Annotated in this window: 23 protein-coding genes and 1 pseudogene; 6 read left to right on the forward strand and 18 right to left on the reverse strand. The window is 59.2% G+C overall.

Annotated features, from left to right (window positions below):
- Positions 1-100 precede the first annotated feature (100 nt).
- The gene (locus TRIHO_RS20435; RefSeq protein WP_068248227.1) at positions 101-1,264 is read right to left on the reverse strand and encodes an ATP-binding protein; all 1,164 of its coding nucleotides are present in this window, start codon (positions 1,262-1,264) and stop codon (positions 101-103) included.
- A gap of 129 nt (positions 1,265-1,393) precedes the next feature.
- Here TRIHO_RS20435 and TRIHO_RS20440 point away from each other — a divergent pair, with 129 nt between their 5' ends.
- Positions 1,394-1,687, forward strand: a complete 294-nt coding sequence (locus TRIHO_RS20440; protein WP_068248228.1) for a helix-turn-helix domain-containing protein — start codon at positions 1,394-1,396, stop codon at positions 1,685-1,687.
- A gap of 8 nt (positions 1,688-1,695) precedes the next feature.
- On the opposite strand, the gene TRIHO_RS20445 is transcribed toward TRIHO_RS20440, so the two are convergent.
- The 6 genes from TRIHO_RS20445 to TRIHO_RS20470 form a co-directional block, all read right to left on the reverse strand.
- A complete protein-coding gene (locus TRIHO_RS20445; protein ID WP_068248229.1) occupies positions 1,696-2,607 on the reverse strand; it encodes a DUF2493 domain-containing protein in 912 nt (303 codons plus the stop codon).
- Positions 2,608-2,905: 298 nt separating this feature from the next.
- Positions 2,906-3,952, reverse strand: a complete 1,047-nt coding sequence (locus tag TRIHO_RS20450; protein WP_068248232.1) for a DUF7146 domain-containing protein — start codon at positions 3,950-3,952, stop codon at positions 2,906-2,908.
- Entirely contained in the window at positions 3,949-8,346 is a 4,398-nt protein-coding gene (locus TRIHO_RS20455; protein ID WP_068248233.1) for a strawberry notch-like NTP hydrolase domain-containing protein, read from the reverse strand. The genes TRIHO_RS20450 and TRIHO_RS20455 overlap by 4 nt, the downstream gene beginning before the upstream one ends.
- A gap of 393 nt (positions 8,347-8,739) precedes the next feature.
- Positions 8,740-9,957 carry an MFS transporter gene (locus TRIHO_RS20460; RefSeq protein ID WP_068248234.1) on the reverse strand — a complete coding sequence of 406 codons (1,218 nt, stop codon included), beginning with the start codon at positions 9,955-9,957 and terminating at the stop codon, positions 8,740-8,742.
- A 42-nt stretch (positions 9,958-9,999) separates the two neighbouring features.
- Entirely contained in the window at positions 10,000-10,785 is a 786-nt protein-coding gene (locus TRIHO_RS20465; RefSeq protein WP_068248237.1) for an enoyl-CoA hydratase/isomerase family protein, read from the reverse strand.
- A gap of 21 nt (positions 10,786-10,806) precedes the next feature.
- Positions 10,807-11,286 carry a winged helix-turn-helix transcriptional regulator gene (locus tag TRIHO_RS20470; RefSeq protein WP_068248240.1) on the reverse strand — a complete coding sequence of 160 codons (480 nt, stop codon included), beginning with the start codon at positions 11,284-11,286 and terminating at the stop codon, positions 10,807-10,809.
- Between the two features lie 92 nt (positions 11,287-11,378).
- Here TRIHO_RS20470 and TRIHO_RS20475 point away from each other — a divergent pair, with 92 nt between their 5' ends.
- The 5 genes from TRIHO_RS20475 (at position 11,379) to TRIHO_RS20495 (ending at position 15,527) form a co-directional block, all read left to right on the forward strand.
- Positions 11,379-11,981, forward strand: a complete 603-nt coding sequence (locus TRIHO_RS20475; protein ID WP_009808047.1) for a glutathione S-transferase family protein — start codon at positions 11,379-11,381, stop codon at positions 11,979-11,981.
- 9 nt (positions 11,982-11,990) lie between these two features.
- On the forward strand, positions 11,991-12,728 hold the full coding sequence (locus TRIHO_RS20480) for an SDR family oxidoreductase (protein WP_009808048.1): 738 nt from the start codon (positions 11,991-11,993) through the stop codon (positions 12,726-12,728).
- A gap of 64 nt (positions 12,729-12,792) precedes the next feature.
- On the forward strand, positions 12,793-13,707 hold the full coding sequence (locus tag TRIHO_RS20485; RefSeq protein ID WP_009808049.1) for an AEC family transporter: 915 nt from the start codon (positions 12,793-12,795) through the stop codon (positions 13,705-13,707).
- Positions 13,708-13,743: 36 nt separating this feature from the next.
- Positions 13,744-14,157 (forward strand): GFA family protein, encoded by a 414-nt coding sequence (locus TRIHO_RS20490; RefSeq protein ID WP_068248243.1) that lies wholly within the window; start codon positions 13,744-13,746, stop codon positions 14,155-14,157.
- A gap of 452 nt (positions 14,158-14,609) precedes the next feature.
- On the forward strand, positions 14,610-15,527 hold the full coding sequence (locus tag TRIHO_RS20495; RefSeq protein ID WP_009808051.1) for a DMT family transporter: 918 nt from the start codon (positions 14,610-14,612) through the stop codon (positions 15,525-15,527).
- Between the two features lie 148 nt (positions 15,528-15,675).
- On the opposite strand, the gene rpsU is transcribed toward TRIHO_RS20495, so the two are convergent.
- The 11 genes and pseudogenes from rpsU to TRIHO_RS20545 all read right to left on the reverse strand — a co-directional run bounded on the left by rpsU (position 15,676) and on the right by TRIHO_RS20545 (position 25,043).
- Entirely contained in the window at positions 15,676-15,876 is a 201-nt protein-coding gene (gene rpsU / locus TRIHO_RS20500; protein ID WP_009808052.1) for a 30S ribosomal protein S21, read from the reverse strand.
- Between the two features lie 190 nt (positions 15,877-16,066).
- Entirely contained in the window at positions 16,067-17,128 is a 1,062-nt protein-coding gene (locus TRIHO_RS20505; protein WP_009808053.1) for a DMT family transporter, read from the reverse strand.
- A 235-nt stretch (positions 17,129-17,363) separates the two neighbouring features.
- Positions 17,364-17,990 (reverse strand): hypothetical protein, encoded by a 627-nt coding sequence (locus TRIHO_RS20510; RefSeq protein ID WP_068248246.1) that lies wholly within the window; start codon positions 17,988-17,990, stop codon positions 17,364-17,366.
- Between the two features lie 105 nt (positions 17,991-18,095).
- Positions 18,096-18,527 (reverse strand): DUF6915 family protein, encoded by a 432-nt coding sequence (locus tag TRIHO_RS20515; RefSeq protein WP_232367853.1) that lies wholly within the window; start codon positions 18,525-18,527, stop codon positions 18,096-18,098.
- A gap of 191 nt (positions 18,528-18,718) precedes the next feature.
- Entirely contained in the window at positions 18,719-19,747 is a 1,029-nt protein-coding gene (locus tag TRIHO_RS20520; RefSeq protein ID WP_068248249.1) for an IS110 family RNA-guided transposase, read from the reverse strand.
- An 88-nt stretch (positions 19,748-19,835) separates the two neighbouring features.
- Positions 19,836-19,961 (reverse strand): annotated as a pseudogene (locus TRIHO_RS24440) (DUF6915 family protein); the annotation flags it as partial.
- A 1-nt stretch (position 19,962) separates the two neighbouring features.
- Positions 19,963-20,346 carry a DUF6878 family protein gene (locus tag TRIHO_RS20525; protein WP_068248252.1) on the reverse strand — a complete coding sequence of 128 codons (384 nt, stop codon included), beginning with the start codon at positions 20,344-20,346 and terminating at the stop codon, positions 19,963-19,965.
- A 77-nt stretch (positions 20,347-20,423) separates the two neighbouring features.
- The gene (locus TRIHO_RS20530) at positions 20,424-20,720 is read right to left on the reverse strand and encodes a hypothetical protein (protein WP_068248255.1); all 297 of its coding nucleotides are present in this window, start codon (positions 20,718-20,720) and stop codon (positions 20,424-20,426) included.
- A 115-nt stretch (positions 20,721-20,835) separates the two neighbouring features.
- A complete protein-coding gene (locus TRIHO_RS20535; RefSeq protein WP_068248257.1) occupies positions 20,836-21,216 on the reverse strand; it encodes a DUF3768 domain-containing protein in 381 nt (126 codons plus the stop codon).
- Positions 21,217-21,342: 126 nt separating this feature from the next.
- Positions 21,343-23,514 (reverse strand): ParB/RepB/Spo0J family partition protein, encoded by a 2,172-nt coding sequence (locus tag TRIHO_RS20540; RefSeq protein ID WP_068248259.1) that lies wholly within the window; start codon positions 23,512-23,514, stop codon positions 21,343-21,345.
- Positions 23,515-23,852: 338 nt separating this feature from the next.
- Positions 23,853-25,043 carry an MFS transporter gene (locus tag TRIHO_RS20545; protein ID WP_068248260.1) on the reverse strand — a complete coding sequence of 397 codons (1,191 nt, stop codon included), beginning with the start codon at positions 25,041-25,043 and terminating at the stop codon, positions 23,853-23,855.
- Positions 25,044-25,046 lie beyond the last annotated feature (3 nt).

The following is a 25,046-nucleotide window of genomic DNA, read 5'->3' on the forward strand; positions in this document are numbered from 1 at the left end:
TGGTGCCCGACACATGGCCAGGCCTGGCTCTGAAATGCTTCGCGTGTCGCTGTTATCCTCAGACCAATGGACGTGTCCTGAGCCAGAGATCAAAACGAGGTCATAGCGCGCTCAGTAACTCGATTGCATGTGCCAGTGGTAACGCTCGAATGTCCTTCGCGACGGGGACCTCATGCTCACCCGCATAGACCAGGAGCTTTCGGTTGGCTCCAATGTCCTCGGCCCCTGTGTGAAATCCTCTCGAAACCTTTGGTGCAGTCGTTCGTTTGATCTCAACAGCCCAGATGTCACCGCTTGGCAAACGCAAAACCAAGTCGAGTTCAGCACCGGCCGAAGTGCGATAGAAGAAAGGTTCGGTGCCTAAAGGGGCGGCAGCAAGAAGCGCCTCGATACAGAACCCCTCCCAACTGCCACCGACGACCGGATGCCCGAGCAAGCCCTCTGTCGTGCCGATGCCCAACAGCGCATGCACGATCCCGCTGTCTCTCACATAGACCTTTGGCGATTTCACCAGACGCTTGCCGACATTCTCGTGCCAGGGCTGCAGGCGTCTCACCAACATGAGATCGACGAGCAGATCGAGGTAGCGCCCAACGGTCTGGCCGGACACGCCCAATCCCTCGGCAAGGGCAGCGGCGTTCAGAAGGCCGCCCTGGACATGCGCAAGCATCGTCCAGAACCGCCGCAAGGTCGCTGCCGGAATCCGAGGTCCGAGGGCAGGGATGTCTCGCTCCAGATAGGTGCGCAGGAAGTCCAGACGCCAGTCCATACTTGCCCGATCGCTCGCGGCCTGAAAGCTGTCGGGAAAGCCGCCGCGCAGCCAGAGCAAGTTTAACTGATCGGCCCCCACCTCGTCAGGCTGCAAGGGGGGCATTTCAACATATCGAACACGACCGGCGAGGGATTCCGCCGTTTGGTGCAAGAGGATATTGGAAGCCGATCCCAATAGCAGGAACTGTCCCGTCCGAAACCCGGCCCGCCGACGCTGATCGATCTGGCCGCGCAAAGTTTTGAAGAGGTCAGGCATCTGCTGCACCTCGTCGAGGATGACGAGTTTGCCCGCCTGTTCGTCCAGATAGAGATCTGGTTCAGTCAGGATTTGCCTGTCCGCCTCACGCTCAAGGTCGAGATAGACAGATGGGCGCTCTGATGCGATGTCGAGTGCAAGTGTTGTCTTTCCGACCTGTCGGGGGCCGAGAAGGACCACAGCCGCTTGGCTCTCCAAGGAAGACTGAACGAATTGTTGGGTCTTGCGTTTGTACATACCTTGCAATTACTCCACGATACGGAAGATTTGCAAGGTTAATCTTACCTACGGCCATAGCTAGTTGCTCAAGCCGAAGTATCTTACTACCCCAGCAAAACAGCCGTGGCCAAGGAGCATCGACGCAAAATGAGGGCATTCAAATCCGTATCCAAGGGCCTGAAAGAGGCGCTGGCCTTCGCAGATGGCGATGTGGAAGGCGCGAAGGTGCATGAAGTTTCCGTGGCGGAGGTCGATGTCGCCGAAGTCCGGCAACGAACAGGCCTGTCCCAGGCGGAATTTGCCAAGAGCATTGGCGTCGCGAAAGGTACGCTCCTGAACTGGGAACACGGGCGCCGGCACCCGACGGGCCCTGCACAGGTTCTACTCGCCCTGATCGCCAAGAATCCTTCTGTCGTGCAGGACCTTTTGCGCGGGGCGTGAACCGGGGCCTAAGCCCCGATCCTCTTGATGCGGATCCCGAGCTTGCGGGCCTTGTCGACGATGTTCTCGGTGATGCCCGAACCGGGGGTGGCGATCAGGCCCTGCGGCATGGTCTCGAGCATCTTGTCGTTGCGCTTGAAGGGGGCGGCCTTGCCGTGGCTTTTCCAGTCGGGTTTGAAGACCACCTGGGTGATCCCACGGGTATCTGCCCAGCGGGCCGCGATCATCTCGGCTCCCTTGGGCGTACCGCCGTGCAAGAGCACCATGTCGGGGTATTTGGCGTGGGTTGCATCGAGGACGGACCATATCAGATCGTAAGCCTGATAGTCCCCGCCCGAGAAAGCGATCCGCGTGCCTTCGGGGCAGTGCACCTCGGTCTCCTTGCGGCGCTTGGCCGAGAGATAGGCCCGGCTGTCCACCACGGCGGAGGTCAGGCCGCGATGCGAGACGCGTGAACCGGTGCGGGGCAGCCAAGGCGAACCGGTGGCGGCCGAGAAGTGGTCCACGGCCAGATCGCGCATCTGTTCGAAGGCGTCACGATGGTCCCAGAGCTTGAGCCCGATCATCTGGAGGCGCTCGAGCTCGATCGAGGCGACCTCGGAGCCGTCCTGGATGGCGAGACTTTCCCGGACCTCGAATTCATTGTCGTCGAGGAGCTTCTGGATGTGGGCAAGCCGGCGATGGAAGATCGAGGTCAGGGACCAGAGCATCTCTTCGAGATTGTCTTCCAACTGGCTACCGTTGAGAAGGCCGATGGTGGTGTCGAAGAGGGTCGCCATGGCGAGATCGACCTCATCAGGTTGGGGCAGGGGGCGGTGATCGGTCTCGCCGGGTCCCGGTGTTGCGCCGTGAAGTGCCAGGTGGTCGAGGATGCCAGAGGTCACGCCGGTCTCCTCTTGGATGTCTGTCTGATGGGGCATTGTCTGGTTCCTCTGTTTGATCTGACCCGATTTGGATGGGGCGATATCAGGACCGGCGGCGACCGGGCCGCATCCGTCAGGATCGGAGCGCAGCGGAGAATGCGCCCAGGGCCGGAAAATTGCTCCCGCGAGGAATGAGCCGAAGGCTCAGGGGAATTTTCTGGTGCGGGGCGCATTGCTGCCCGGGCGAGGGGCGCTCTGCCCCGACCCGCCGGTCCATCGCTCCCCTTATCCAAACGGGATCAGAGCAAGCCCGCGGAACCTTTGTCCTGTCGGACATCCCCAGGGAGGTTGGCGGTCAGTCGTCCTCGATCTCCAGACCTTGTACTTTCATGGCCTTTAGCAGGGAACGGCGCAGCGCGTCTCTGCCAAATGCCCGCAGATCGTCGTTGAAATCGCCCATGTTCGGCACGAGATCACCACAGGCAATTCCAATAGATTCCAATTGGTTACGCAATCTCGTTGATGCGTTACGTCCAGCCTCGTCATTGTCTCGCACGATCCAGATGCGCGTGATCCCCGGCGGCGGGATGAAGAAGCCGAGATGGGTGGCGGTGAGACAGGAGGCGAGATCGAATTCTGGCAGGGCGGTTCCGACCGAGAGGGTGTTCTCGAGACCTTCCGCGACGATGAGATCAGTACGCCCGGTGCCGGACCAGAAGCGGATGGCATGGCCGTGCAGCTGTCCGAGGATCCGCTTCGGGCTCTCGATCTCGGCCAAACCGCCGGTGGAGGGGTCGAGATAGACCCTTGCGCATCCGGTGATCTGGCCGCGATTGTCGGTGATCTTCGCGAGCAGGGCAGGGGCCCTTTGCGGCAGATCAGGGTCGTCCTCGCCCGGCCGCAGGAAGACCCGCGGATGATAGCGCAGGGCCGGGCCGAGCCGTGTGATCCCGCGCCCCTGCAGATAGGTGGCAGCCAAGGTGCCGAGAACCGGCTTGCCAGCGGCAAAGAGCTTCCGCGCCCGCGCAATGCGTTTGCTGGAGGCTGCCTCCGGGCGCTCAGCCTTTCGAGTAGAACGAGACTCGGCAGGGCAGGGGGCTTCGCCGAGGAAGGATCGAGCCTCCCTCAGCGTTTCCTTGAGCGTCACCGATCCAAGCCGTTCCTGCAGCAGGTCGATCAGGTCGCCATATTCACCCGTCGCGAAATCTTGCCAGGACCCGGCTTTACGACCACCCTGCGCCTGCAGACGGATGGCGAGGCTCTGGCCCTTTGCACCGGACGTGTCGCCGACCTGCCAATAATTGCCCTGCTTGCGCCCCTCGGGAAAATACTGGCGGCAGAAACTCTCGGCACGGTCTGCCAGATCGGCCGAGAGGTCTGCGATGCTGCGCCGCGCACTCATGCGGCGACATCTGCGGCGCTGGCGCCAACCGGATGCTCGGCGAGCACCCGCGCCAGCACGTCGGTGCCATCCACCGGGATGAACATCCGCGTCTTCCACTGGATCACCTCGGTGAAACAGCCCATAACCTTCAACCTCGGCATTGCTGCGCCCGACGCACCGATGAGTTCGAGCCTCGGCTGTCCCATGACGAGCGAGCGGCGCAGCTGATAACCGCCGCGAAGGCTGAGGGTCGTTCTTGCTTCCATGACCGCGGCGAACACCTCCTGCGGTGTCATCTCGATCTGACAATCGAGGCCGAGCCGCGCGTAGACATTGAGAAGCTGCTCCTGGCTGACCAGACGGCCGATGGCGCGTTCCCCATCCTCGGTCTGCAGGCGGTAGATGCGCATGTTGTCAGCGGGAAGCCGATCCCAGATCGGCAGGAGCAACCCGCAGATCAGCGTGATCTTCGAGGTGGTGAACTCCGGCACCGCGTCAACCTCGGCCTGCCAGAACCGTTCGAACATCGCATCGTCGATCTCTTCCCAGTGCGACTTCGAGAACTCGGTCCGCGCGAGGATTTCGGACGCCATGGGCCGCAAGAGCTTCACCCGAAGGATTGGTACACCATCCTCGTCCATGAAGGCCGGCACGGTCACCATCAGCGCCGCGCGTTTGGAAGTCTTGTTCCAGCAGAGCGTCGCGCCTTTTGTATCCGCGCAAATGGATTTGACACGGGACAGGGTGAGCGGATCGTTTCGATCGGTACGCTCGACGGTCAGCGCGGTGGCCGCTGCGCCCATCGCCTCGTGCTCGAAAATCACCTTGCGATCGACGATCTCGAACTTTTCCGCGCGCAAGGTTTCGAGACCGTTATCGAGCGTGCCTGCCTGGCGCGCGTCTTCGATGATGGCCGATAGAAACCCGCCGAAAGCCTCGAAGATCGCGTCCTGCATGTCGATGCGGAGCGCGAGGCAGCGATTCAGGAACTGTTGGATCGGCGGCAGGTTTTCTTTCATGGTGCCATCCGCCTCATCAAGCGTCAGACCAGTCATCTCCTGAAATTTCGCATAAGAGCAGGCCTCGATCTTGCCTGCGCGCAGCTTGTAGAAGAACTGCCGCAGCGCCGCCCGTGCGTAGGGGCTCTCAAGATTGTCCTCGGCGCGAAACATGTTCTGACCACCTGTCTCGCGTTGCCCCTTGGTGATCGCCCCGAGCGTGTCGAGGCGGCGGGCGATGGTGGAGAGGAACCGCTTCTCACCCTTCACGTCTGTGGCAACGGGGCGGAAGAGCGGCGGCTGCGCCTGGTTGGTGCGGTTGGTGCGCCCCAGCCCCTGGATCGCATTGTCTGCCTTCCAGCCGGGCTCAAGGAGGTAATGCACCCGCAGGCGCTGGTTCTTGGCCCCAAGATCGGCATGGTAGCTGCGCCCAGTGCCACCGGCATCGGAGAAGATCAGGATGCGCTTGGCGTCGTCCATGAAGGCCTGCGTTTCTCCCAGATTGGAGGAGGCGGGGCGGTTTTCGACCTTAAGCCGCCCCTCACGCGTTTTTACGATGCGCCGCTTACGTCCGGTGACCTCGGCGACCGCGGCGCCCCCGAAATGCCACAGGATCTGGTCGAGCGCGCCCTGTACCGGGGCGAGAGCACCCAGATGCTCAACAAGATCATCCCGCCGCCGCTCTGCCTCGCGACAGATGATCGGGTTGCCATCACCATCGAGTGCCGGGCGCGAGCGCAGATCGCCATTCTCGTCCGTGTAGGGCTCAAAGAGCTGCGTCGGGAAGGAATGCATCAGGTAATCCATGATGTTCTCGCGGGGCGTAAAATCGACCTGCAAATCGTCCCACTCCGAGGGCGGGATCTCTTCGAGGCGGCGTTCCATCACCGCCTCGCTGGTCGACACCACCTGGATCACCGCCGAATGTCCCGCCGCCAAGTCCGCCTCGATCGCGCGGATCAGCGAGGGGCATTTCATGGCGGTGATGAGGTGGTTGAAGAAGCGCTGCTTGTTGCTCTCGAAGGCCGAGCGCGCGGCGGATTTCGCCTGAGCGTTCAGCGTGCCGGTCTCGGAGGAAATGCCCGAGGCCTGCAGCGCTGCCTCAAGGTTGGTATGGATGATCTGATACGCATCGGCGTAGCTGTCATAGATCGCGACCTGGGCGGGTGTCAGCTCATGCACCAGCATCTCGTATTCGACGCCGGCATAGGAGAGCGAGCGTGCCAGATAAAGCCCGAGCGCCTTCAGGTCGCGCGAGATCATCTCCATCGCGGCGATGCCCCCGGCCTCCATCGCGGCAACGAACTCGGCCCGCGTCACGAAGGGGAAATCACCCGTGCCCCAGAGACCGAGGCGGGAGGCATAAGCGAGATTGCCGACGACCGTCGCACCGGTGGCCGAGACGTAGAGCACCCGCGCATCCGGAACCGCGTTTTGCAACGCGAGGCCCGCAAGACCCTGCTGGGAGGCCTTTTTGTCGCCGCGGTCGGACTTTTCGCCGGCGGCATTCGCCATGGCGTGGCTTTCGTCGAAGGCGATGACCCCATCGAACCCCTCGCCGAGCCAAGACGTCACCTGATCGAGGCGGGAGGCTTTGCTCTCACGCTCGGCTGAGCGCAGAGTGGCGTAGGTGACGAAGAGGATACCCTCGGGCAGACGAATGTCGCTGCCCTGGCGGAACTTCGAGAGCGGTACGATATCGCTTTCGCGGCCGCCGAGCGCCATCCAGTCGCGACGCGCATCTTCGATGAGCTTGTCGCTCTTTGAGACCCAGACCGCTCGTCGGCGTCCCTGCAGCCAGTTGTCGAGGATGATGCCCGCGACCTGCCGCCCCTTGCCGCAGCCGGTGCCATCACCCAGGAACCAGCCCTTGCGCAGACGGAAGGCACCGTTGTCGTCCTCAGACGCGGCCATCAACTGGCCCTCGTTCTCGCCGCGCTTGAACCAGCCCTTGAGATGCGTCTCGTGCGCATTGCCCGCATAGATGACGCTTTCGAGCTGCGGCGCGGAAATTAGGCCGTCGGCGATGAGGGACTTCGGCAGGACGGGGCGGTAGCTCGGCACGGGCGGCGGCACCGAGGCCATGGCGGCGGATTGCACAAGCGGTGTCGGATGCTCCGCTGCTCCGTCGATCCGGATCGCCTGCAGGTCATAGGCCTCGTAGACCGTGTCCTGCAGCGCGCCGTCCGGTTCGCTCCAGGCTTTCGGCAGGTAGTCGAGCGGGGTAGTCTCGATGTCGTTGAACGGGTGCTTCGCGCGTTCTTCGGCGAGGGAACGGGTTTCCTGGCGGGCGGCGTTGCGCAGGGCGTGGAGGTTGGAGCGGGTCGGGCGGCTCGGCTCAGCCAACGCTGAACTGGTGGGGCAGGGCGGGGGGCTGCGGCGCTCAGGGCAATGGGTGAGCACCGCAGCGAGAAGTTCACCCGTGGTCGCGCAAATCGGATGATAGGCAGCCTCGATATGACTCGGCGCGGTCTCTTCTGTGCCGACGTTGCCCTTGTCGATCACTGTCAGCCGGGTATCGATGGTGGTGCCATGCCGCGCGAACACCTTGCCGTCGATCGCGGCGGAAAACACGACATAGGCGCTTTGTCCAATCCGCTGAAATGTCGATCGGAAGCTTTTCGTGGTGGGGCAAAAACTCTCACCGGTGATGACGACCAGTCGCCCGCCCGGCGCGAGGCGTGCCAGGGCGGAAAGCACATGCTGACTGGTCGCCTGCCTAAACCGGCCCTCGACATGGTTGGCGGCGGAGAACGGCGGGTTCATCACGATGACCGAGGGCGTGATCGACCGGTCAAGCCGGTCGTCGATCGAGGCGGCGTCGTGATCCGACACCGTAGCTTCTGGGAACAATTCCCTCAGCAGGGCGCGGCGGGTTTCGGCAAGTTCATTCAGCGTCAAGCGAACACCCGCAATCTGGGCGAAGATCGCCAGCATGCCAGTGCCGGCCGAGGGCTCGAGCACCAGGTCGTCGTTCCGAAACCCGGCTGCCCGCGCGACGATTGCCGCGAGGGGCAAAGGCGTGGAAAACTGTTGCAAGCGCACGCTGTCTTCGGATCGCCGCGTGTGGGACGGGGCCAGACTGGCGAGACGGTCGATCATGGTGAGTAAGGCGTGCGGCGAGGGCGACCGCCGCTGCATTAGCGAGCCGTAGCGCAAAAGCATCAGGATCTGGGCGACCTCGGCGGCCTCGTAGGCGTCCTTCCAGACCCAGGCGCCGTTGCTGTCGCTCGTGCCGAAAGCGTCTTCCATCGCGGAACGAAGAATGGCGGCGTCGATGGGTTTCCCAGCCACGAATTGGGGAAGCAGTACGGTTGCAGCCCGCATCAAGTTTTGGGCAAAATCGCGGGCCGCGGGCAGGTCAGGGGCCTCGGCAGGGCTCGGAAGCGGGACGGAATGGGGGTGAGCGTTCATCGGCAGTCTCCGGGTTTGAGGGTTTTCCCCAAGCCCGCGCGCACTCTCTCACCCGGGAGGGGTCAACCCTCCCGCCCTGTCTCTCCCTCTTTTCGGCTGGTTTTTTGCATCGGCACTAGCACCGCTTATCGGTAGACCGGACATAGCCAACGTAATGTTGAACGGTGGCTATGCGGGACTTTCCCGACATTGATGCTTGGGCATGTTGCTGACGCAGCATCGCTTCGCGGGTGCGGTACGCACGTCGCTGCGTTGCAGCCAAAGTCGCAAAATCGGTCATTTAAAGCCCCGCCGAGCCACAAATTTCAAACCGTGCTTTCGCCGCAGACGGTTCCAACGCTTCAGTCGCGGGACGAGGCAGTTTCTGAGTCTGTCTACCTTTCGGATCACGCATCACCCCCTCGCTTCAGCCCGCGCAAGTGGACCCGGCTCTTCGCGAATGGGGAGGTGGATCAAAGCGGCCAACAGGCCCAGCACCACAGCAGCCCACCACATCAGCGTGTAGTCTTGTGCAACGTCATAGATGCGACCACCAAGCCAAGCACCGATGAAACTGCCAGTTTGGTGACTGAAGAAAACAAGACCCGCCAAGGTTGAGAAGAACTTCAATCCTTGGGTCTGCGCCACCAGTCCCATCGTCAACGGCACGGTTGAAAGCCAAAGCAGGCCCATTACGGCCGAGAACACCAGAACACTGACCTCTGTGACCGGCACAAGAACAAACAGCGAGATCACCACGGCGCGCGCAAAGTAGATGCCGCTAAGAACGGCTTTCTTTGACAAATGCTGGCCCGACCATCCCGCGAAGAACGACCCGGCGATGTTAAACAGGCCGATCAATGCCAGCGACCAGGCCCCAATAGATGCGGCAAGGCCAAGATCCATGACATAGGCGGGCAAATGGGTTTGGATGAACGCCACGTGAAACCCGCAAACGAAAAAGCCGAAGAACAGGCAAAGATAACTCCGGTCGGTGAAGGCAACCGACAAGGCGTGGCCGAAATCGCTCGCGCTTGACCCAGATGCGGTTGGCTTTGCCACGCGCGCGATGAAGATCAGGAAAGGCAGGATGAGTGCAAAACTGCATCCGATCACGATCAGAGCGGTTTGCCATCCGATTGTGCCAATCATCGTTGTTGCCGTGGGTGCCGCGACAAACATCCCAAGCGAGGCCGCTGCGGTCCCCAGACCCAAGATGAAACTTCTACGTTCCGCACTGACAATCTTGCCCAGGGCGCCGATCACGATTGGAAACGAGGCCGCGCCGGTGCCAGCGCCGACCAGAATGCCTGTCAGAACAAATAATGTCGGGTCGGTCGTCATGCCACGCAGGGCAAAGCCAATCCCTGCGCATATCGCGCCAAAGGCAAGAACCCGTGCCGTTCCAAACCTGTCTGCAACTGCCCCGGCAATGGGCTGAGCAAACCCCCAAGTGAGAAGTTGGATTGCAACGGAAAGAGAAAATACTTCGCGGCCCCAGCCAAGGTCCTGCGACATGGGCGTCAGAAAAACACCAAAGGTGGCGGCAAATCCAAAACCCAGAAAGGCCACCATGCAGCCCGCAAAAATGGCCGCACGAAGGCCTGGTGTCTGCACGTCATCTGTCGTCATATCCGCCCCTGTCTATGGTGGAAACGCTGTTGCAGCACTTGTTCACTTTCCCTCAAACCGGGGTGTTTCCTTGGCCAGAAAGGCCGCGATCCCGGCGGGGCCATCGCGCGTGCGCATCATGTCGGAGATAGACCGTGTTTCCCGATCCAACTGGGTTTCCAACCCATCTGAAAAGGCCGTGTCCAGTAGCCGTTTCACACCGCCAAACGCTTGCGTCGGCCCGGATGCGACGTTTCGCGCGAGCGCACGCGCCTCATCCACTACGGTCTCGGGTGGCACCACCTTGTTGACCAAACCCCAATCCTGCGCCTCTGTCGCCGTCAGGACCCGATTGGTCAGCATCAGTTCTTTTGCCCGCAGCAACCCGACGTGTTTCGCAAGGTAGTAGGTCGACGATCCGTCCGGTGTCAGACCCGAGGACGTATAGGCCGAGACAAACTTGGCCTTTTCAGACGCGATCACGTAGTCGCCAGACAAAACCATCGAGAACCCACCGCCACCAGCGGTGCCGTTCACGGCCATAATGACGGGCGCGTCAATCCAGGCAAGTCGGATCAACCCTGCGTGCAGCAGCGTGGCCATGCGAGTCAGGTGCGCGGGTTTGTCTGGGGCGGCGTCCATTTCGGCAAGATCCCCACCGCCGCAGAACATCTTACCGCTGGCAGTCACGATCACGGCGCGCACGTCTGGCGCACCGCAACGCACACCGACGTCAAACAACTCTTCGGCCATACGCGCGTTCAATGCGTTGGCAGGGCTATCCTCTCGATCCAAGGTAATTGTCGCGATACTTTCGGCAATTTCAAAGCGGAGTGTTTTATAGTCCATAGTTTCTGCCTCAGATAGATGTCACGGCGCACGCCTTGCGGCCTGTCGTTCCAATTCAAAAGTGTGCGAAAGCTGAGCTTCGGCGTCGTGGGCCTCTATGCGCTCGCCGCAATCTGGGCAGGTCATGTGGGGCCTGACAACCTTGCCGCAAGCCTTGTGCGTGATCTGCACAGGGGTGTCATCCGTGCCCAACCAGCGATCGCCCCATTGCTTTAACGCGATGATCACCGCCCACAGGTCGCGCCCCTTTTCCGTCAGGCGGTATTCGTGCCGTGGCGGGCGTTCTGAATATGGCGCGCGGCGGATCACCCCTTCCGCTTCCAGCTTCTTTAGACGTTGCGCCAAAAGGTGAGACGACATGCCTGTGAGGCGCAGGAAATCGTCAAAGCGTCGGGTCCCAAGGAACATTTCCCGCACAATCAGAAGCGTCCATTCATCGCCGACTTGTGCAACGGCGCGCGCGATGGTGCAGGTGTGCGACGGAAGGTCAGAGCGGCTCATCAACAGTCACTTCTTTTTTTAAATTGACTAACTTCTAAAGTTGAAGTCTCCTGCTTGTCAACAAGTCCCGTCGCATATTCGAGAGGCCTCAAATGAAAGTCTACTTTGCCCCCCAGTCACGCGCCGTGCGCACGGTTTGGCTGCTCGAAGAAATGGGTCAGCCTTATGAGCTGGTGAAATTCACATTGGGCCAGAAAGAAATGCGCGGTCCGGACTACACGGCGATCAATCCTAATGGCCGGGTGCCCACACTGGTTGATGGCGATATCACGATCAGCGAAAGCACCGCAATTGCACAGTATCTGGCGGCCAAATATGCACCCAACTTGGCTGCTGCACCTGACGCCCAGAACTTTGCCGAATACCTGCAATGGCTGCACTATGCCGAGGGCATGATCATGCCACCGATCAACAACTATGTGGTCGAAACCATCCTGCTTCCCCCCGAACGGCGCAATGATGAGATCGCCGCGCGCGCGCTCAAGCTTTTGAACCGCACGCTCGCGGCGGTCGAGCATCATATGGAAGGGCGTGACTTTCTCGCCGGGGATTTCACGATTGCGGATACCATCACCGGACACGCAGTCGTCATGTCGCGTCGCCTTGGTGCGGCGTTCGAAAACCTGCCGAACCTCTTAGCCTACGCGGATCGACTAGAGGCCCGCTCCGCCTTCCAGACGGCAGAAGCAGCATAGAGTAACGATATGACCGCAAAGCCCATCTGTCTGATCATCGGTGCCGGAGACTACATCGGTGCTGCCATTGCCAGGCGTTTTGCCAAAGGTGGGTTTCATGTTGTGATGGGTCGCCGACGGGGGGAAATGTTTGCCCCCCTGGTCGCCGAAATTGAGGCCGCGGGCGGCAGCGCCCAAGGGTTCAGCTGGGATGCCCGCAAGGAAGAAACCACGACCGAGATGTTCGCGCATGTCGAGGCTGAGATCGGGCCGATAGAGATCTGCATTTTCAATGTCGGCGGCAATGTGCGGTTTCCCATTCTAGACACAACCGAACGTGTCTTTCGCAAAGTTTGGGAAATGTGTGCCTACGCTGCGTTTCTTTCGGGGCGTGAAGCTGCAAAATACATGGTGGAACGGCAGAAAGGCTCGATCTTTTTCACCGGGGCAACGGCCTCCGTGCGCGGCAGTGCGGGATATGCCGCGTTCGCCTCAGGCAAATTCGCGCTGCGGGGACTTGCCCAATCCATGGCGCGCGAGTTGGGCCCCAAAAACATCCATGTCGCGCACTTGGTCATTGATGCGGGCGTCGACACCGCATTTGTGCGCGACCGGGTCCGACAATCGGGCAAAGATCCCGATACCCTGCCCCCGGACACGCTAATGAACCCAGACAGCATTGCCGAAGCCTATTGGACCCTGCACCACCAAACGCGCGACGGCTGGACCCACGAGATGGATATCCGCCCCTTCGCCGAAACATGGTGACAGCCGACAGCCTGCACGGTTCCAGACAGGCCGGTCCTCCAACAGACAAGCAGAAAGAGACGCCATGCTCGACCAATTGCTGAACGGCGTGCTGCCGGTGTTTGGGATTGGCGCGCTTGGCTACGTGTTTGGCCTACGCGGCACTTTCGATTTCAACATGGCGATGGCCCTGAACAAATTTGTGATGTTTGTCGCAATGCCCGCACTGGGGTTTCAATTGCTGGCCAATGCCCCATTGGCAGAGTTCGACTTTGCCATGCTGGGTGGGTATTTCGTCACCGAAATGGTGATGTATGCGGTCGGATTTCTGATCGCTCGGCTGGTCTTCAAGACCGATGTTATGGAGGCCGCCCTTCTAGGTCTGGCCATCGCCCTGACCAACCACATCCTCTTCGTTCTACCGATTGCGGTCACCCTATTCGGAGAGACCGCCGCAACGCCGATTGTCGCGATCATTTCCATGGACGGAATCCTGATTTTCAGCTGTTCTTTGATCCTGATGGACGTTCTGTCCACCAAGGGGGCCTCTCTTGGGCACACGTTGGGAAAGATCGCGCGAAATCCACCGCTGGTTGCCATGGTACTTGGCCTAGTGATCGGACTGTTGGGCGTCTCGGTACCCACAGGCTTTGATATCTTCGCGGATTTCTTGGGCGCAACAGCCTCGCCTGTGCTGTTGTTCGCGCTTGGCGTTATTCTGAGCCAGAAGGCCAGCGGCGCGCGCGCCATGTTGCCAGTGGCCATTGCGGGTGTGAAGCTGGTGGTTCACCCATTGCTGGCCTGGGCCATCTTTGCCGGGGTGTTGCAACTGACGCCCGAGGTACGCAACCCAGCCATGATGGTGGCCGCCGCCCCCTGCGGGGCCATGTGCTTCATGCTCGCGCTAAACTATGGTGTGCGGGTTGACGCCATCGCACGCGCTATTCTCTATTCGTCGATAGGGTCTTTGATCACAATCACGGTGGCAGCGTCACTCTGATGCGAGAAACAATGGCCAGCGCAGCAAGGAGTAACGATGACAGATAGCTTTACAGGCGGCTGTGCCTGCGGTGCAATCCGCTACCGCTCAACAGGTCCTGCGCGATACATGGGCAACTGCCATTGCCGCCATTGCCAGCAAGCAACAGGGGGCGCTTATTTCCCGGCGGTTCTGGTCAAACAATCCGACTTTACGATTGAAACGGGCGAGCCAAGCTGGTTCGACCGCCCCGCTGATCGCGGACATGCCATGCGCCGAGGGTTCTGTGCGACATGCGGCTCGCCCTTGTTTCTGATCAATGGCGCTGGCGAGGGTGCGATCGTGATCTATGCCGGCAGTCTGGACGATCCGAGTTGGTACACCCCAAGTCGCGATATCTTTGTCAAAAGTGCACAGCCTTGGGACGTTATGGATCCGACCCTGCCTAAGTCCCAGGCGATGCCCGGATAGGAAGCTATGCCGCGAAGGCTTTCTGAAGCAGATAGCTCCGAACAAGCCCCGGGAGCATTCGGATTTCCTTGTTGCGGACCCGCGCCATTTGCGAATTGCGCATTTGATATCATTGATATTGGGTCGCAGGTTGAGAGTAGACAACCGTTTCAGAGTCCCGAAGTTGGACTGACCCAATGCATAAAGGCTGGACATGTCCGGAACTGGCTCTTTTGACACCTTCGCTGCGCAGATCGCCAACGGCTGGTTCAGGATGGACCGACCTTCGCTGCGCCGTGCGTGAACTTACATAGTGCGGGACGAAGTACCAATTCGCGGCGTTGGCAGAAGGTGCTGGTCAGAGGCCATTCCTTGGCATCTATGTACCACGAACAGTTTCGGTGTCGCAAAAGGAAGGCTAATGCGACAGCCATATCGCTAGCAATGAGACAGAAATGTGTTTCGGAGACCAAATGACTGTCATGAGTCAACCGTCAAACAGCACGGACGGGCATCGGTTTGGTGTCCTGTTTGTCTTTGCCGCTGGCGTGCTTTGGTCGACCGTCGGGCTTGGAATACGGCTGATCGAAGACGCGGTTGTGTGGCAGATATTGCTTTACCGTTCGGCCAGCCTGTCAGTTCTGCTCTACGTTTTTATTCGCATGCGGTCCGGAGAAAGCCCCTTTGCCCAGATTCGCCGCACTGGCTTTCCAGCGGCGATTGCGGGGCTGTCGCTGGTGGCTGCCTATTCCGGCGGGATATATGCGATTCAGGCGACATCCGTGGCAAATGCCATGCTGCTTTTTGCTACGGCGCCTTTCATGGCGGCAGTTCTGGGGTGGATCGTCTTGCGTGAACGTGTACGCCCTGCCACCTGGGTGGCCATAGCCGTTGCCATTGCCGGTATCGCGATCATGGTCGCAGATAAATCTGGAGGCGTTGCCTTGAAGGGCAGTCTGGCGGCCTTGGGGTCCGCCTTTGGATTTGCGGTCTTCACTGTGTCGCTGCGGTGGGGGAAATCGGGTGAAATGCTGCCGTCGGTGTTTCTGTCCGGATTGTTCGGCATCATCGTGACGTCAGGCATATGCCTGTTTTTGGATTTGTCCCTGGTGTTGTCGGTCCGGGATGGCGGCATTGCCATGGGCATGGGGGTGTTTCAGGTCGGCGCAGGGTTGATCCTGTATACACTGGGGTCTCGCAGCCTTCCTGCAGCGGAGCTTGCGCTGTTGTCACTGGCTGAGGTTCTGCTTGGCCCGTTATGGGTCTGGTTGTTCATCGGCGAAACCGCCACGCTAAACACACTGACAGGCGGCGCAGTTTTGCTTGCGGCGATCGCCGGAAACGCTCTGTCAGGCAAGCGACGTAGGCCGCCGCCGATCACGTTACCTTAGGGGATTGGGAACAACCTATTCCTGATGGATCTGCCGTGGGTCGGTGCGTTGCATCAGTGATCAGATCCACTTGCGCGTGATGATTGTTGCACTTGGGGTTCCGCTGTATGTGTTGCTATTGCGTGATTTTAGCCAAAGGGACGTGTAGCTACCCTTCGCGTTCCAGTTTTTTTCGCGCAAGTTTTCGGGCGCGGCGGATTGCTTCGCCTTTTTCCCGCAGCCTTTTCTCGGAAGGTTTTTCGAAGTGTTCCTTCAGCTTCATTTCGCGGAATACACCTTCGCGTTGTAGTTTTTTCTTCAACACTCGAAGAGCTTGGTCAATATTGTTGTCGCGAACACTTACTTGCATGTGATTTTCATAACCTTCTTAGACAGAACTTTCTGAGAATTACACGAGCCCGTCAGTTGTCAAGATAACTTTTGCGTATGCAACTGCACGTCGCAAAAACGGTGTTCTTCCTAATTCTAGTTTTCGAGCGTTGAGCCGCGTTTTCGGCAGTATCCTCGTTCAACCAGTATCAGCCGAGGCTGCTGGCAGATTAAGGTAACTTCTTGTCAAACTCATCCAGTTCCATGGCCTCAGCATCTAACGCGTCCGCCAATACCACAGAAGGCGCGCCTGGGGTGAAAACCGTCTGAGCCGTGGGTGGGTTGTCGTCTGCGGAGCGATTGACCCGAAGTTCACGATAGGCTGTGTACATGCCGCTCACTATGATCAGTACCATGCCAATGAAGGTCGTATGGGGTGGGATTTCCCCCCACAGCAGGTATGCGAGGATGGCTGCCAACGGCAGGTAACTATAGTCGAATGGTGCGATCACACTCGCGCTGGCGATCTGATATGCACGCGAGACCAATGTATAGGCCACCGTTCCGATTGCCCCCAGTAAAGCCAGCATAGCGATGCCCTTGACATTTGGCACCGGCCAACTCATGCGCAAATGGTTTAGTTCTGGCGAGACCACAATCATTTGCGTAACCACAAATCCCATCGGAACGATTACAAAACCCGAGAACGAGATCGTGTATAGCCCGATGACGAGCGATGTGTCCTGCTCTCCGATCTTTCGCACAATGATTTGGCTGATTGCATAGGTAAGTGCGCAAAAAAGCGGAAGAACCGAAATCCAGCCAAAATTTCCGCCTGTGGGGTTCATCGCGATGACAACGCCTGCAAACCCTACCAGCAGCGCGGCAATGCGGTGCGCTCCAACCTTCTCCTGCAGAAACAGCGCTGCCAAAGTCGCAGTCATCAGGGGTGCGGCGAAGAACAGTGTCGTGACCTCGGCAAGGCCCATAAAAGGGAAGGCGGTATAGAACATCGCGAAGCCTGAAGCAAAGAGCATGGCACGTGCTAGATACCAAGGCCAAAGAGGGGTTAAAATACGATGCGGCGCACCTAGCCACAGGACCAGCGGCAGCAAGGTCATCAAAGCGACGATGGAGCGGCTGAAGATCAGCATCCACACCGGGTAATGTGTCAACATACCCTTCATTAGAACGTCCTGCCCGACAAACAGCACCATGCCCGCAAGCACACAGGTGATCCCTTGGAGAGTGCGGGACAGCGACGGTGCGTCTGTATATGTTGAGGCGGTCATGACAGTAGACTGCTTTTCCCAGGATGAGCATCCCGCCACGCAGCGACCGGAATGTCGGTTTCAATCAATAATCCAGATCAAAGGTCAGTTTGTCCCACAACTCGGTCGTAGCCCATCGTGATTTCGCTGCACCTACAACGAATGGCTGCTTTTCTCTCTGCGGCGCAGCTAACAATTTTGGCGTCCGAATTGCTGCACTTGCGAGCGTTTGCGCAGGAGCACTTCCGGTATGGGCTCACAGTGTGAGTTCGCTGCGGTTTTCTTGAACGTCAGCTCTTTCGGATGTTACAATCGCATCCCGCGCCTCCGGTAAGCAATGCGATTCATAGTCGTCAATAAACCCCCAACAGGCGTCGATCTCCTCGCCGTCCTGCTCGATGACATAGCCATAGACCCGGCCGCCGAGATAGGCGTCGTAACTGACGATTTCGCCGCGTAGGATGTCGGCTGCCTTTTCGCGCAGCGCCTTGGTGACGCGCTTCACGCCGAACTCTTCCCGGACTGCCTCAAGCGTCACATAGACATAGCCGACCTGGCCGGAATCCCACGGACAATGGAAGCCGATGGTGTTAATCGCGAGGCCGGAATGGTCATAGAGAAACACGGGCAAGATGATTGCCTTGCGCTCGGCGCGCTCGCGCAACTGTTCCATCGAGAGATCGCTCTGATCCGAAACGCCCGCAAGATCGCGCAGGAACGCCTCGGGACTGTCGAACTGATGGCTGTCACCGAGCCGATAGCGCCGGTGCCAGCAGATCAGCGTGCCGAGATTGGACCACTCCCGTGGGCTTTCGGGATCGAGGTCTTGGAAAATCTTGATTGCGTGGCCGTGATAGGCCTCCTCAAAGACGGGGTCATGCATGTCGATGTCCTTTCTTGAAACGAAGACGACCCGCCAGGCCGATAGGGGCGCAGGCGGGTCGATCTGGATGAGATGAGTTTGTTGGTGAGGCCGCCGCCCGGCGGATCAGGCGGCGGCGCGGTTCTGGCGGTGCTGAACGTGTTCGACCGAAACCTTCAGCAGCCATTCCTCGAAGCCGAGAATGGTCTGGTGACCCGTAACCGCTTCGACCCAGGCCGCACGCGGATCGCCGACGATCTGCGTCGGATCGTTGTCGATCCGGCCATTGGCCATCCACGGCTCTGGCTGAATGCGCCCGAGCCAGTCTGCCAGCGACGGGATGCGTCCCTGGCAATCCTCGCGCACATGCTGTTCACCGATCCAGCGGATCGGGACGACCCGGCCCGCGCTGTTGGTCAGGCTGCGACCGAAGTGGCGTTCAGCATCATAGATCCCAACGGTATGATGTTTTTGGGCTTCTGTGGTTGCCGCCCGTGATGCAAGAAGTTTCTGGCTGTCTGGGAGGGTGATCGAGTGCGGTCTTCTGTCAGGCCTCATTGTGCGGCATTTTCAGAAGCCGCGGGCCGGTATGGTGATCAGCGGGTTGGGTCCAAATCTCTCAGGCGAGCTCGCGGCTCGGAGCCCAAAACTGGTTTTCCCAATCCAGATCTATTCGATCATTTTGCCCATTCAGGTCATCGTCTTCTTGCCCCCAGTTTCCGATTTCAGATTAGGTCGCCTGTTACTTCTTAGGCAGCCGCAGTCTTCACCGGATCTCGATAGTCTTCTTGCTTCGTCAGCACGGCCCAAATGGTGCGGGCCATTTTGTTGGCCAGCGCGATTGCGACAAGCATCTTAGGTTTGCGTTTCAACATGCGGTCCAGCCAAGAACCGGCCTGGATAGGTTTTCGCCCGACCCATGCAATGCGTGTCATTGCGCCAATGATAAGCAGGCGGCGAATGTCGACCTGACCTTCCTTGGAGATCTTACCCAGCCGCGCCTTGCCTCCCGATGAATGTTGCTTGGGCACAAGCCCAATCCAAGCGGCAAAGTCTCGGCCGCATCGAAAAATTTCCATGGGCGGTGCGAAGGCTTCAATTGCCATGGCGGTGAGTGGGCCAACGCCGGGTATCGTCTGGAGCCTTCGGGACATCTCAGACTGCTGCGACAGCTTTTTGAGCTTTAACGTCTTCGCGTCAATCCGGGTTGTGAGATCGTAAATGGAAGCGAGCAGTTCCTCGCATTCCTCCAGAACCAAAGCAATCAAGCCGTTATCGGCCCGTTCCAGGAATTCCGCGATCTTCTTCATCTGACGGACGCCGGTCGGGAATACCTGGCCCTGCTCATAAAGAATTGACCGCAGCGCATTGATCTGTTCCGTGCGCTGGCGCACCAGGCGATCGCGTGAACGGAACACAACACCTCGCGCGATTTGCGCGTTGCTTTTGGGTTCGACGAACCTCATCTCCGGGCGCTGTGCCGCAATGACAATCGCCTCAGCATCAGCCACGTCATTCTTCTGCCGTTTGACGAACGGCTTCACATATTGTGGGGCGATCAGCTTTGCCTGATGTCCAAGTTGCTGCATCTCTCGTGTCCAGAAATGAGCGCCGCCACAAGCTTCAAAAACCACGATGCTTGCAGGTTGGTCTTCCATGAACTTCCGAAACTGAGGCCGGGAAAGCTTCTTTCGAAATTTGACCTCCCCTGTCAGCGAAGCCCCATGCAGCTGAAAGACATTCTTTGCCAAGTCCACACCGATCATTGTATCAATCATATTGCCGTCCTCTCTCAATAGTGGCCGTGTACGACCACATCTTTGGCACATTGCGATGCCGTCTGGGGAGGGCGGCAACCATCCCATCTCTGTGAACAAAGAGACCTAGGTGCTCTTTGGATGAGTCGAACCAGTCATGCACGAACTGATAGTCATCTGGCACACCGCCGAACTTTCGGGCTGAGCTTTCGGCGTGATGGAGGGGATGTGCCATATCAAAGCCCCTCGTGTTCGGTGGTGTTGGTTTCGATGTATCGGTTCGAGTGGCTGACATCGATTTTGTCAGTCGCGAGTGCCCAAGTGAGTTCGCCATAGCCGCCTTCGTTGTTCTCGAACCCGGGGCTGAGCGCATAGGCGAAGTCCCAGCCGAAATCTTCGACCCGGCGGCGCATTTCTTCTGTCAATGTGATCGTGTCGGGCGTCACGACGACCTCCTCGACATTGCCGGAATCGCCATAGCCTTCGTATTTCAGCTCGATGTTCGTCAAACCAAGGGCGCGCAATTCGATGAGAAGGGCCGCGCGGGTCTCGACCCGCTGTTCGGCAACGCGTCTCTGGGATTCGAGCATTTGCGCGTAGAAATCATTTACTTCTGTCATCTCTTTCGTCCTTTTGAATGGGGAAGGGGAGGGCGACCGCCAATCTGGCCGCCCAGAACGTTTCCTGTGACCGGTCGTCAGGCAGCAGCCGCGCCGCTTTTCTCCGCCGTCCGGTCAACCAGGTTGAAATAGAGGTTCTCGGTCGCGCGCTTGAATCCCGGCGGTTTGCGCGGGGCAAGGCAGCGCACCGAGGCGCTGCAGCTCTTGCCATGCTCCATCGCGAACTGCGTCACTTGGTTGATCAGGTCATCCATGCCCGCGGCCTGGATACGCTTTTCGGGGTAGCTCCCCATCATCTGGAACTGGGTTACCACGAAGGCGCCTTCGCGATGCGCCGGGTAGAGGGTGATCTGATACTCGAGTGTCTTGGCCATGTCTGGTCTCCTGCGGCAGGCAAGGCGCGATCATCGCGCCCCTTGGAACCCGCCAGCGCGAAAGGACCGCCCTTTGTGCAAGGGCGGTCCCGGGCCATGGTTGGGGAAGGGGGCGTCAGTATTCCGACGGGAGAAGCAGGGTCAGCACGCGACGCGTCTGCGCGGGATCGGAGGGCTCGGGCGAGCCATAGGTGTAATCGACGTCATACAAGTCGAGCTTGAACCAGACCGTCGTGCCATCGAGATCGATGACGCCCATCTCGTGCCATCCCTGCGGATCACTGTCGGCATTGAACCCGTCGAACGTGGCGACGCGGCGGGTCAATTCCAGTTGGGCGTCGGGCCCAAGCGCCGCGACGCCGCGTGTCATCACGAACTGGCCCTGCGGGGCATCGGCGACCGGGGTAGTACCAAGGATGGAACGTCGAAACGCGTCATTCTGGGCGGCGATCAGTGCAGCTTCACGCACAGGCTCAAGGTCAAGGGTGGTGGTCATGGGATGTCTCCGGGACGGGCCAGCCGATCCGATATCGGCTGTAGGCAACCCGTCAGCCGGAAAGGGCCGCCCTCGATGTGAGGACGGCCCAAGGCTCATGTCGTGATCAAGTTAGTGTGCGGCTCGTCAGGCCGCATCCTGGCTGAGGAAGGCAGGCAAGGACGACGGTTCATCATTCTCGGCGTCGGTCAGAGAATCTTCGGCGGACAAATCCCCCTCCTCGGTCTCCGGCGCTTCGCCTGCCATGTCGGCACCGGCCTCCGTCGCACCGGCAAACACCATTCCGTCAGGCAGCCAGCGCGTCGTCTTTGCAGCCGTCGCCGCGTCGAACCCTTCCGTCTCGCCCGCCGTTTCCGCGAACGCCCGCTCCATCGCTGCCGCGATATCGCCCTTACGCTCGCGATTGCGATCCTCGGCGTAGTCGTTGCCGATCAGCTTGCGCGCGGTGGCGACCGCATGGCCCTTGTTGACCCGACCCCAGTAGTTCTGAGCTGTCGGGCGCCAGCAGGCCGCGACATCGACGTCAAGCCGTGCACCGATCTCCTCGATGAGCGGGGAAGGGCGATTGTCGGAGGAGAGCTGCGGCTTGACCGCGAGACCCGCCGCCCATGCGAAAAGCGCCTGCTTATCCGCAATCGGCAGTGCCGACATCGCCCGGAAGTCCTCGGGTTTCTCCAGCTTCATCCAGTTTGTGGCGAGATCCTGTTCCAGCGCCTCGAGCATCTTCTGGGCAACAGTATCCGAATGCAGTACCTCGCGGTTTTGCGCCTGAAAGGGCCGGATCGAGATGTCGAGCGCCTCGTTGTTGTAGGACCGCCCCAGAGCCTGCTCACAGAGCGCGTAGAGCATCGCGTCGAACGCCACGTCGAAATCTGCTGCCAGATGCGCCCGCAGGATGTGCTGGCGCGTGGCGCGCAGGTCGTCGGCGAGGCTCGCCGAAATGCCGTCAGCTTTGCGCAGGGTGGCGGCCGGATCGGAGGTCGGCACCGGTGTCGAGGAGGTCGGCGGCGACACATTCGGGCGGGCAGGGGAAGCGGCCCCTCCCGCATCTGCAGTGGTCTCGTCGGGCTTAGGTGCAGCAGGAATATCCTCGGGTCGCACCAGGCCCTTCTCGACACGAAGCGCCCCGTCATGGCCGATGGTCAGAACAACGCCTGCGATGGCACGATCTTCGTCCGCATACGGCTGCCGTTCGCGCTGCAGAGCCTCGATCTCGCGCAGGCGCGGCTCGATGGCGTAGTATTCTTCCGTCTCTGCGTCGGACCAATCCTCACCGTCATTCTGCGCCGCCAGTTCTTCCTCGCGCGCAATGAGATGTTCCTCCTCGGCCAGCAGATCCGGATCCGGCTCGACATGCTGCGGAAAGACCCGCCCGAAACTGCGAAACGCGCCGTAATCCACCGAAAGATGGACTTCGACCCATTTCCACGTCCCCTCGAAGGGCTTGGCCGCAGCCTGCAGTTTCTCGATGGCGAGGCGCTCCAGGAGCTCGGGGTTTTCCATATGGGCGCTGGCGCGATCATCAAAGAGATCGCGCAGCAGAACGCCGCCTGCCGCCTCATACGCCTCGATGCCGACAAAGCGCCCGAGGGCCGAGTTCGCAGAATGCGCGGTCTCGGTCAGCTGGCGTTTGATGCTCTGCGGGTGGATGTGGTAGCCGCCCTTAACTGCATTCCAGACCGCCAACTGGCGATCATGGTCGTCGGTCAGCGTGAAAGCCATCACACATTCGAGGGTCAGATCGCCAGCACGAAACTGTTCGATGATCTCGGGTGCGACGCGAGCGAGTTTCAACCGGCGGCGAACGAGGTCAACCGAGACGCCAAACTTCAGCGCGATCTCGTCTTCACGGCGGCCCTCGGCGATCATCGCCTCAAAAGCCTCGAACTGATCGGCCGGGTGCATCGCCGCGCGCTGAAGGTTTTCTGTGGCGGAGGTGAGGATGGCGTTGTGTTCATCCTCAACGAGGCAGGGCACAGGATGATCGGCGGGAATGACGCCGTCTTCGGCAAGCTGCTTCAGAGCCTTGAGGCGCCGGCCACCGGCATCGACAGCAAAACGTGTTTCAGACAGCGCATGAACCACCAGGTTCTGCTTGATGCCTGTCTCGCGGATGCTGGCGAGGAGCTCGGCGTCGTCGCTGGCGCTCGCGGCCACCTTACGGACGTTGAGCGGGCTGGGCTCCAGTTGGTCGAGCGGGATCAGGCGGATGTCGGCGGCGCCGTCGGGCGTGGTCGGTCCGGTCGCTTCGGTCTCCTTTGAGGTGGTGGGTTTCGGGCGGGGCGTGGTCTTGGCCATGGGTCAGAGTCCTTGTTACGCCGAACCCGGATGAGACTCTCTCTATCCTTTCAAGCCCGGCACCCGGGCTTCCCTTTCTTGAGCTCTTGCCGGTCGAGAATAGTCGCGTTAGTTCAAATCCGAAGTGACAATTGTTCATGAATACTCAATGCTGCACGAAGGACCGCCATTGGGACGCCGCTACCCTCGCTTGAATTTCCAGGCACAGAAAGCGGTTGCCAAGTAGCGTGAAACCAAGACGCATGTACGCGAATTTGTGGGTCGGTCGAGTCCCGCGCCTTCAAAAATCAATCGCAATATCAAGAGTTATTACTGATTCGACCATGCTTCGATCAGTACTAGCGCTTCATCATGAGCGCAAAGCTAAAGTAGATAGAAGCGATTAAACCCACGAAAGCCAATACTATGGTGACCGCAAGCGGTACCGAATAGGAACCTGTTTTGGTATATAGAAGCCCTCCTACCCAAGGAGCTATCAGCCCAGCGAGGCCATATGAGAAGATCATTTTACCATAGACCCTCCCAATCTGCGAGATGCCGTATTCACGCCCGATCAATACAGGTATCAGCGACGCCGAGCCACCAAAGCACAGTCCAACAAATACGGTCGCTACGCAAACGACCAAGAAGCTGTCCGAACGCATCATCAATAACGCAGCGACCGTAAGCAAGCAGACAAAAAACAACGCAATTCTGCCTTGAACCCAATCGACAAACCTGCCACCAAAAATGGATCCTACTATATATCCTAAATTCAACAAGCCCGCGCCCAGTCCGAGAAGCCTACTTGGAACGCCAATTTCTTCCAAAATACCGGATATATGCGAGATAGTTAACAGCCCGGCAAAGCAAATCGCGAAGAAACAGTAGGACATAATCGCAAAGCGAAGCGTAAAGACTTCAGAGCTAGTAGGCTCTTGAATTTCTTCCGTAGGCGTCAGAGAAGAACCATCAACTTTAGAAACAACAAAAACGCCGAGTAGAAGTATTCCGAAACCGATGACAAGAAATGATGTAGCTGGAGAACTGTGCAGAATCGCCTGTGCAAAAACGCTAGAAATAAGGATCCCAGACAAGGCAAAACACGACACTATGACACCAATCGCTAGGGAACGATTTCGCTCTTTTACGAATTGAGCCATTTCAAGCGCGAACCCGTACCCCAAGCCTGAGCCGGTCCCAAAAGCCATGCCATAGCCAAGAATAAGCGACGTCAATGTTGGCCAAAAGCCAAACAGAACGTGCCCGCCACCAGCCAGTGAAAAACAAAGCAAAGCAGTGCCGCGTAAGGTCAATCTCGTTGATACTGCCATTTGTAGCATCATTCCCAGCATGAAACACGCCAGTGCCAATGACGGAGCCAAGCTTAACTCAGCCCGGCTCAGCCCGAGATCCCTTTCCATCGGTAACAGGAACAAGCTCCACGCATACATTACACCCATGCAGCTGTTAGTAAGACAGCCAATCAGCACTGGGGGAGAAAGCAGACCTACTCCCAGCGCGTCATTTCCGTCATCTCTGCCAATCATTAT

The organism is Tritonibacter horizontis, from assembly GCF_001518015.1.
In the GTDB taxonomy this organism is placed as follows: Bacteria; Pseudomonadota; Alphaproteobacteria; order Rhodobacterales; family Rhodobacteraceae; genus Epibacterium; species Epibacterium horizontis.

What these genes read in the sequence shown, in the direction of transcription:
- TRIHO_RS20470 (WP_068248240.1), bottom strand. Translation starts at nt 11,286, where the DNA reads ATGAGCCGCTCTGACCTTCCGTCGCACACCTGCACCATCGCGCGCGCC.
- TRIHO_RS20480 (WP_009808048.1), top strand. Translation starts at nt 11,991, where the DNA reads ATGACCGCAAAGCCCATCTGTCTGATCATCGGTGCCGGAGACTACATC.
- TRIHO_RS20455 (WP_068248233.1), bottom strand. Translation starts at nt 8,346, where the DNA reads ATGAACGCTCACCCCCATTCCGTCCCGCTTCCGAGCCCTGCCGAGGCC.
- TRIHO_RS20505 (WP_009808053.1), bottom strand. Translation starts at nt 17,128, where the DNA reads ATGACCGCCTCAACATATACAGACGCACCGTCGCTGTCCCGCACTCTC.
- TRIHO_RS20515 (WP_232367853.1), bottom strand. Translation starts at nt 18,527, where the DNA reads ATGAGGCCTGACAGAAGACCGCACTCGATCACCCTCCCAGACAGCCAG.
- TRIHO_RS20540 (WP_068248259.1), bottom strand. Translation starts at nt 23,514, where the DNA reads ATGGCCAAGACCACGCCCCGCCCGAAACCCACCACCTCAAAGGAGACC.
- TRIHO_RS20435 (WP_068248227.1), bottom strand. Translation starts at nt 1,264, where the DNA reads ATGTACAAACGCAAGACCCAACAATTCGTTCAGTCTTCCTTGGAGAGC.
- TRIHO_RS20525 (WP_068248252.1), bottom strand. Translation starts at nt 20,346, where the DNA reads ATGACAGAAGTAAATGATTTCTACGCGCAAATGCTCGAATCCCAGAGA.
- TRIHO_RS20520 (WP_068248249.1), bottom strand. Translation starts at nt 19,747, where the DNA reads ATGATTGATACAATGATCGGTGTGGACTTGGCAAAGAATGTCTTTCAG.
- TRIHO_RS20545 (WP_068248260.1), bottom strand. Translation starts at nt 25,043, where the DNA reads ATGATTGGCAGAGATGACGGAAATGACGCGCTGGGAGTAGGTCTGCTT.
- TRIHO_RS20475 (WP_009808047.1), top strand. Translation starts at nt 11,379, where the DNA reads ATGAAAGTCTACTTTGCCCCCCAGTCACGCGCCGTGCGCACGGTTTGG.
- TRIHO_RS20440 (WP_068248228.1), top strand. Translation starts at nt 1,394, where the DNA reads ATGAGGGCATTCAAATCCGTATCCAAGGGCCTGAAAGAGGCGCTGGCC.
- TRIHO_RS20465 (WP_068248237.1), bottom strand. Translation starts at nt 10,785, where the DNA reads ATGGACTATAAAACACTCCGCTTTGAAATTGCCGAAAGTATCGCGACA.
- TRIHO_RS20495 (WP_009808051.1), top strand. Translation starts at nt 14,610, where the DNA reads ATGACTGTCATGAGTCAACCGTCAAACAGCACGGACGGGCATCGGTTT.
- TRIHO_RS20445 (WP_068248229.1), bottom strand. Translation starts at nt 2,607, where the DNA reads ATGCCCCATCAGACAGACATCCAAGAGGAGACCGGCGTGACCTCTGGC.
- TRIHO_RS20485 (WP_009808049.1), top strand. Translation starts at nt 12,793, where the DNA reads ATGCTCGACCAATTGCTGAACGGCGTGCTGCCGGTGTTTGGGATTGGC.
- TRIHO_RS20510 (WP_068248246.1), bottom strand. Translation starts at nt 17,990, where the DNA reads ATGCATGACCCCGTCTTTGAGGAGGCCTATCACGGCCACGCAATCAAG.
- TRIHO_RS20450 (WP_068248232.1), bottom strand. Translation starts at nt 3,952, where the DNA reads ATGAGTGCGCGGCGCAGCATCGCAGACCTCTCGGCCGATCTGGCAGAC.
- rpsU (WP_009808052.1), bottom strand. Translation starts at nt 15,876, where the DNA reads ATGCAAGTAAGTGTTCGCGACAACAATATTGACCAAGCTCTTCGAGTG.
- TRIHO_RS20460 (WP_068248234.1), bottom strand. Translation starts at nt 9,957, where the DNA reads ATGACGACAGATGACGTGCAGACACCAGGCCTTCGTGCGGCCATTTTT.
- TRIHO_RS20535 (WP_068248257.1), bottom strand. Translation starts at nt 21,216, where the DNA reads ATGACCACCACCCTTGACCTTGAGCCTGTGCGTGAAGCTGCACTGATC.
- TRIHO_RS20490 (WP_068248243.1), top strand. Translation starts at nt 13,744, where the DNA reads ATGACAGATAGCTTTACAGGCGGCTGTGCCTGCGGTGCAATCCGCTAC.
- TRIHO_RS20530 (WP_068248255.1), bottom strand. Translation starts at nt 20,720, where the DNA reads ATGGCCAAGACACTCGAGTATCAGATCACCCTCTACCCGGCGCATCGC.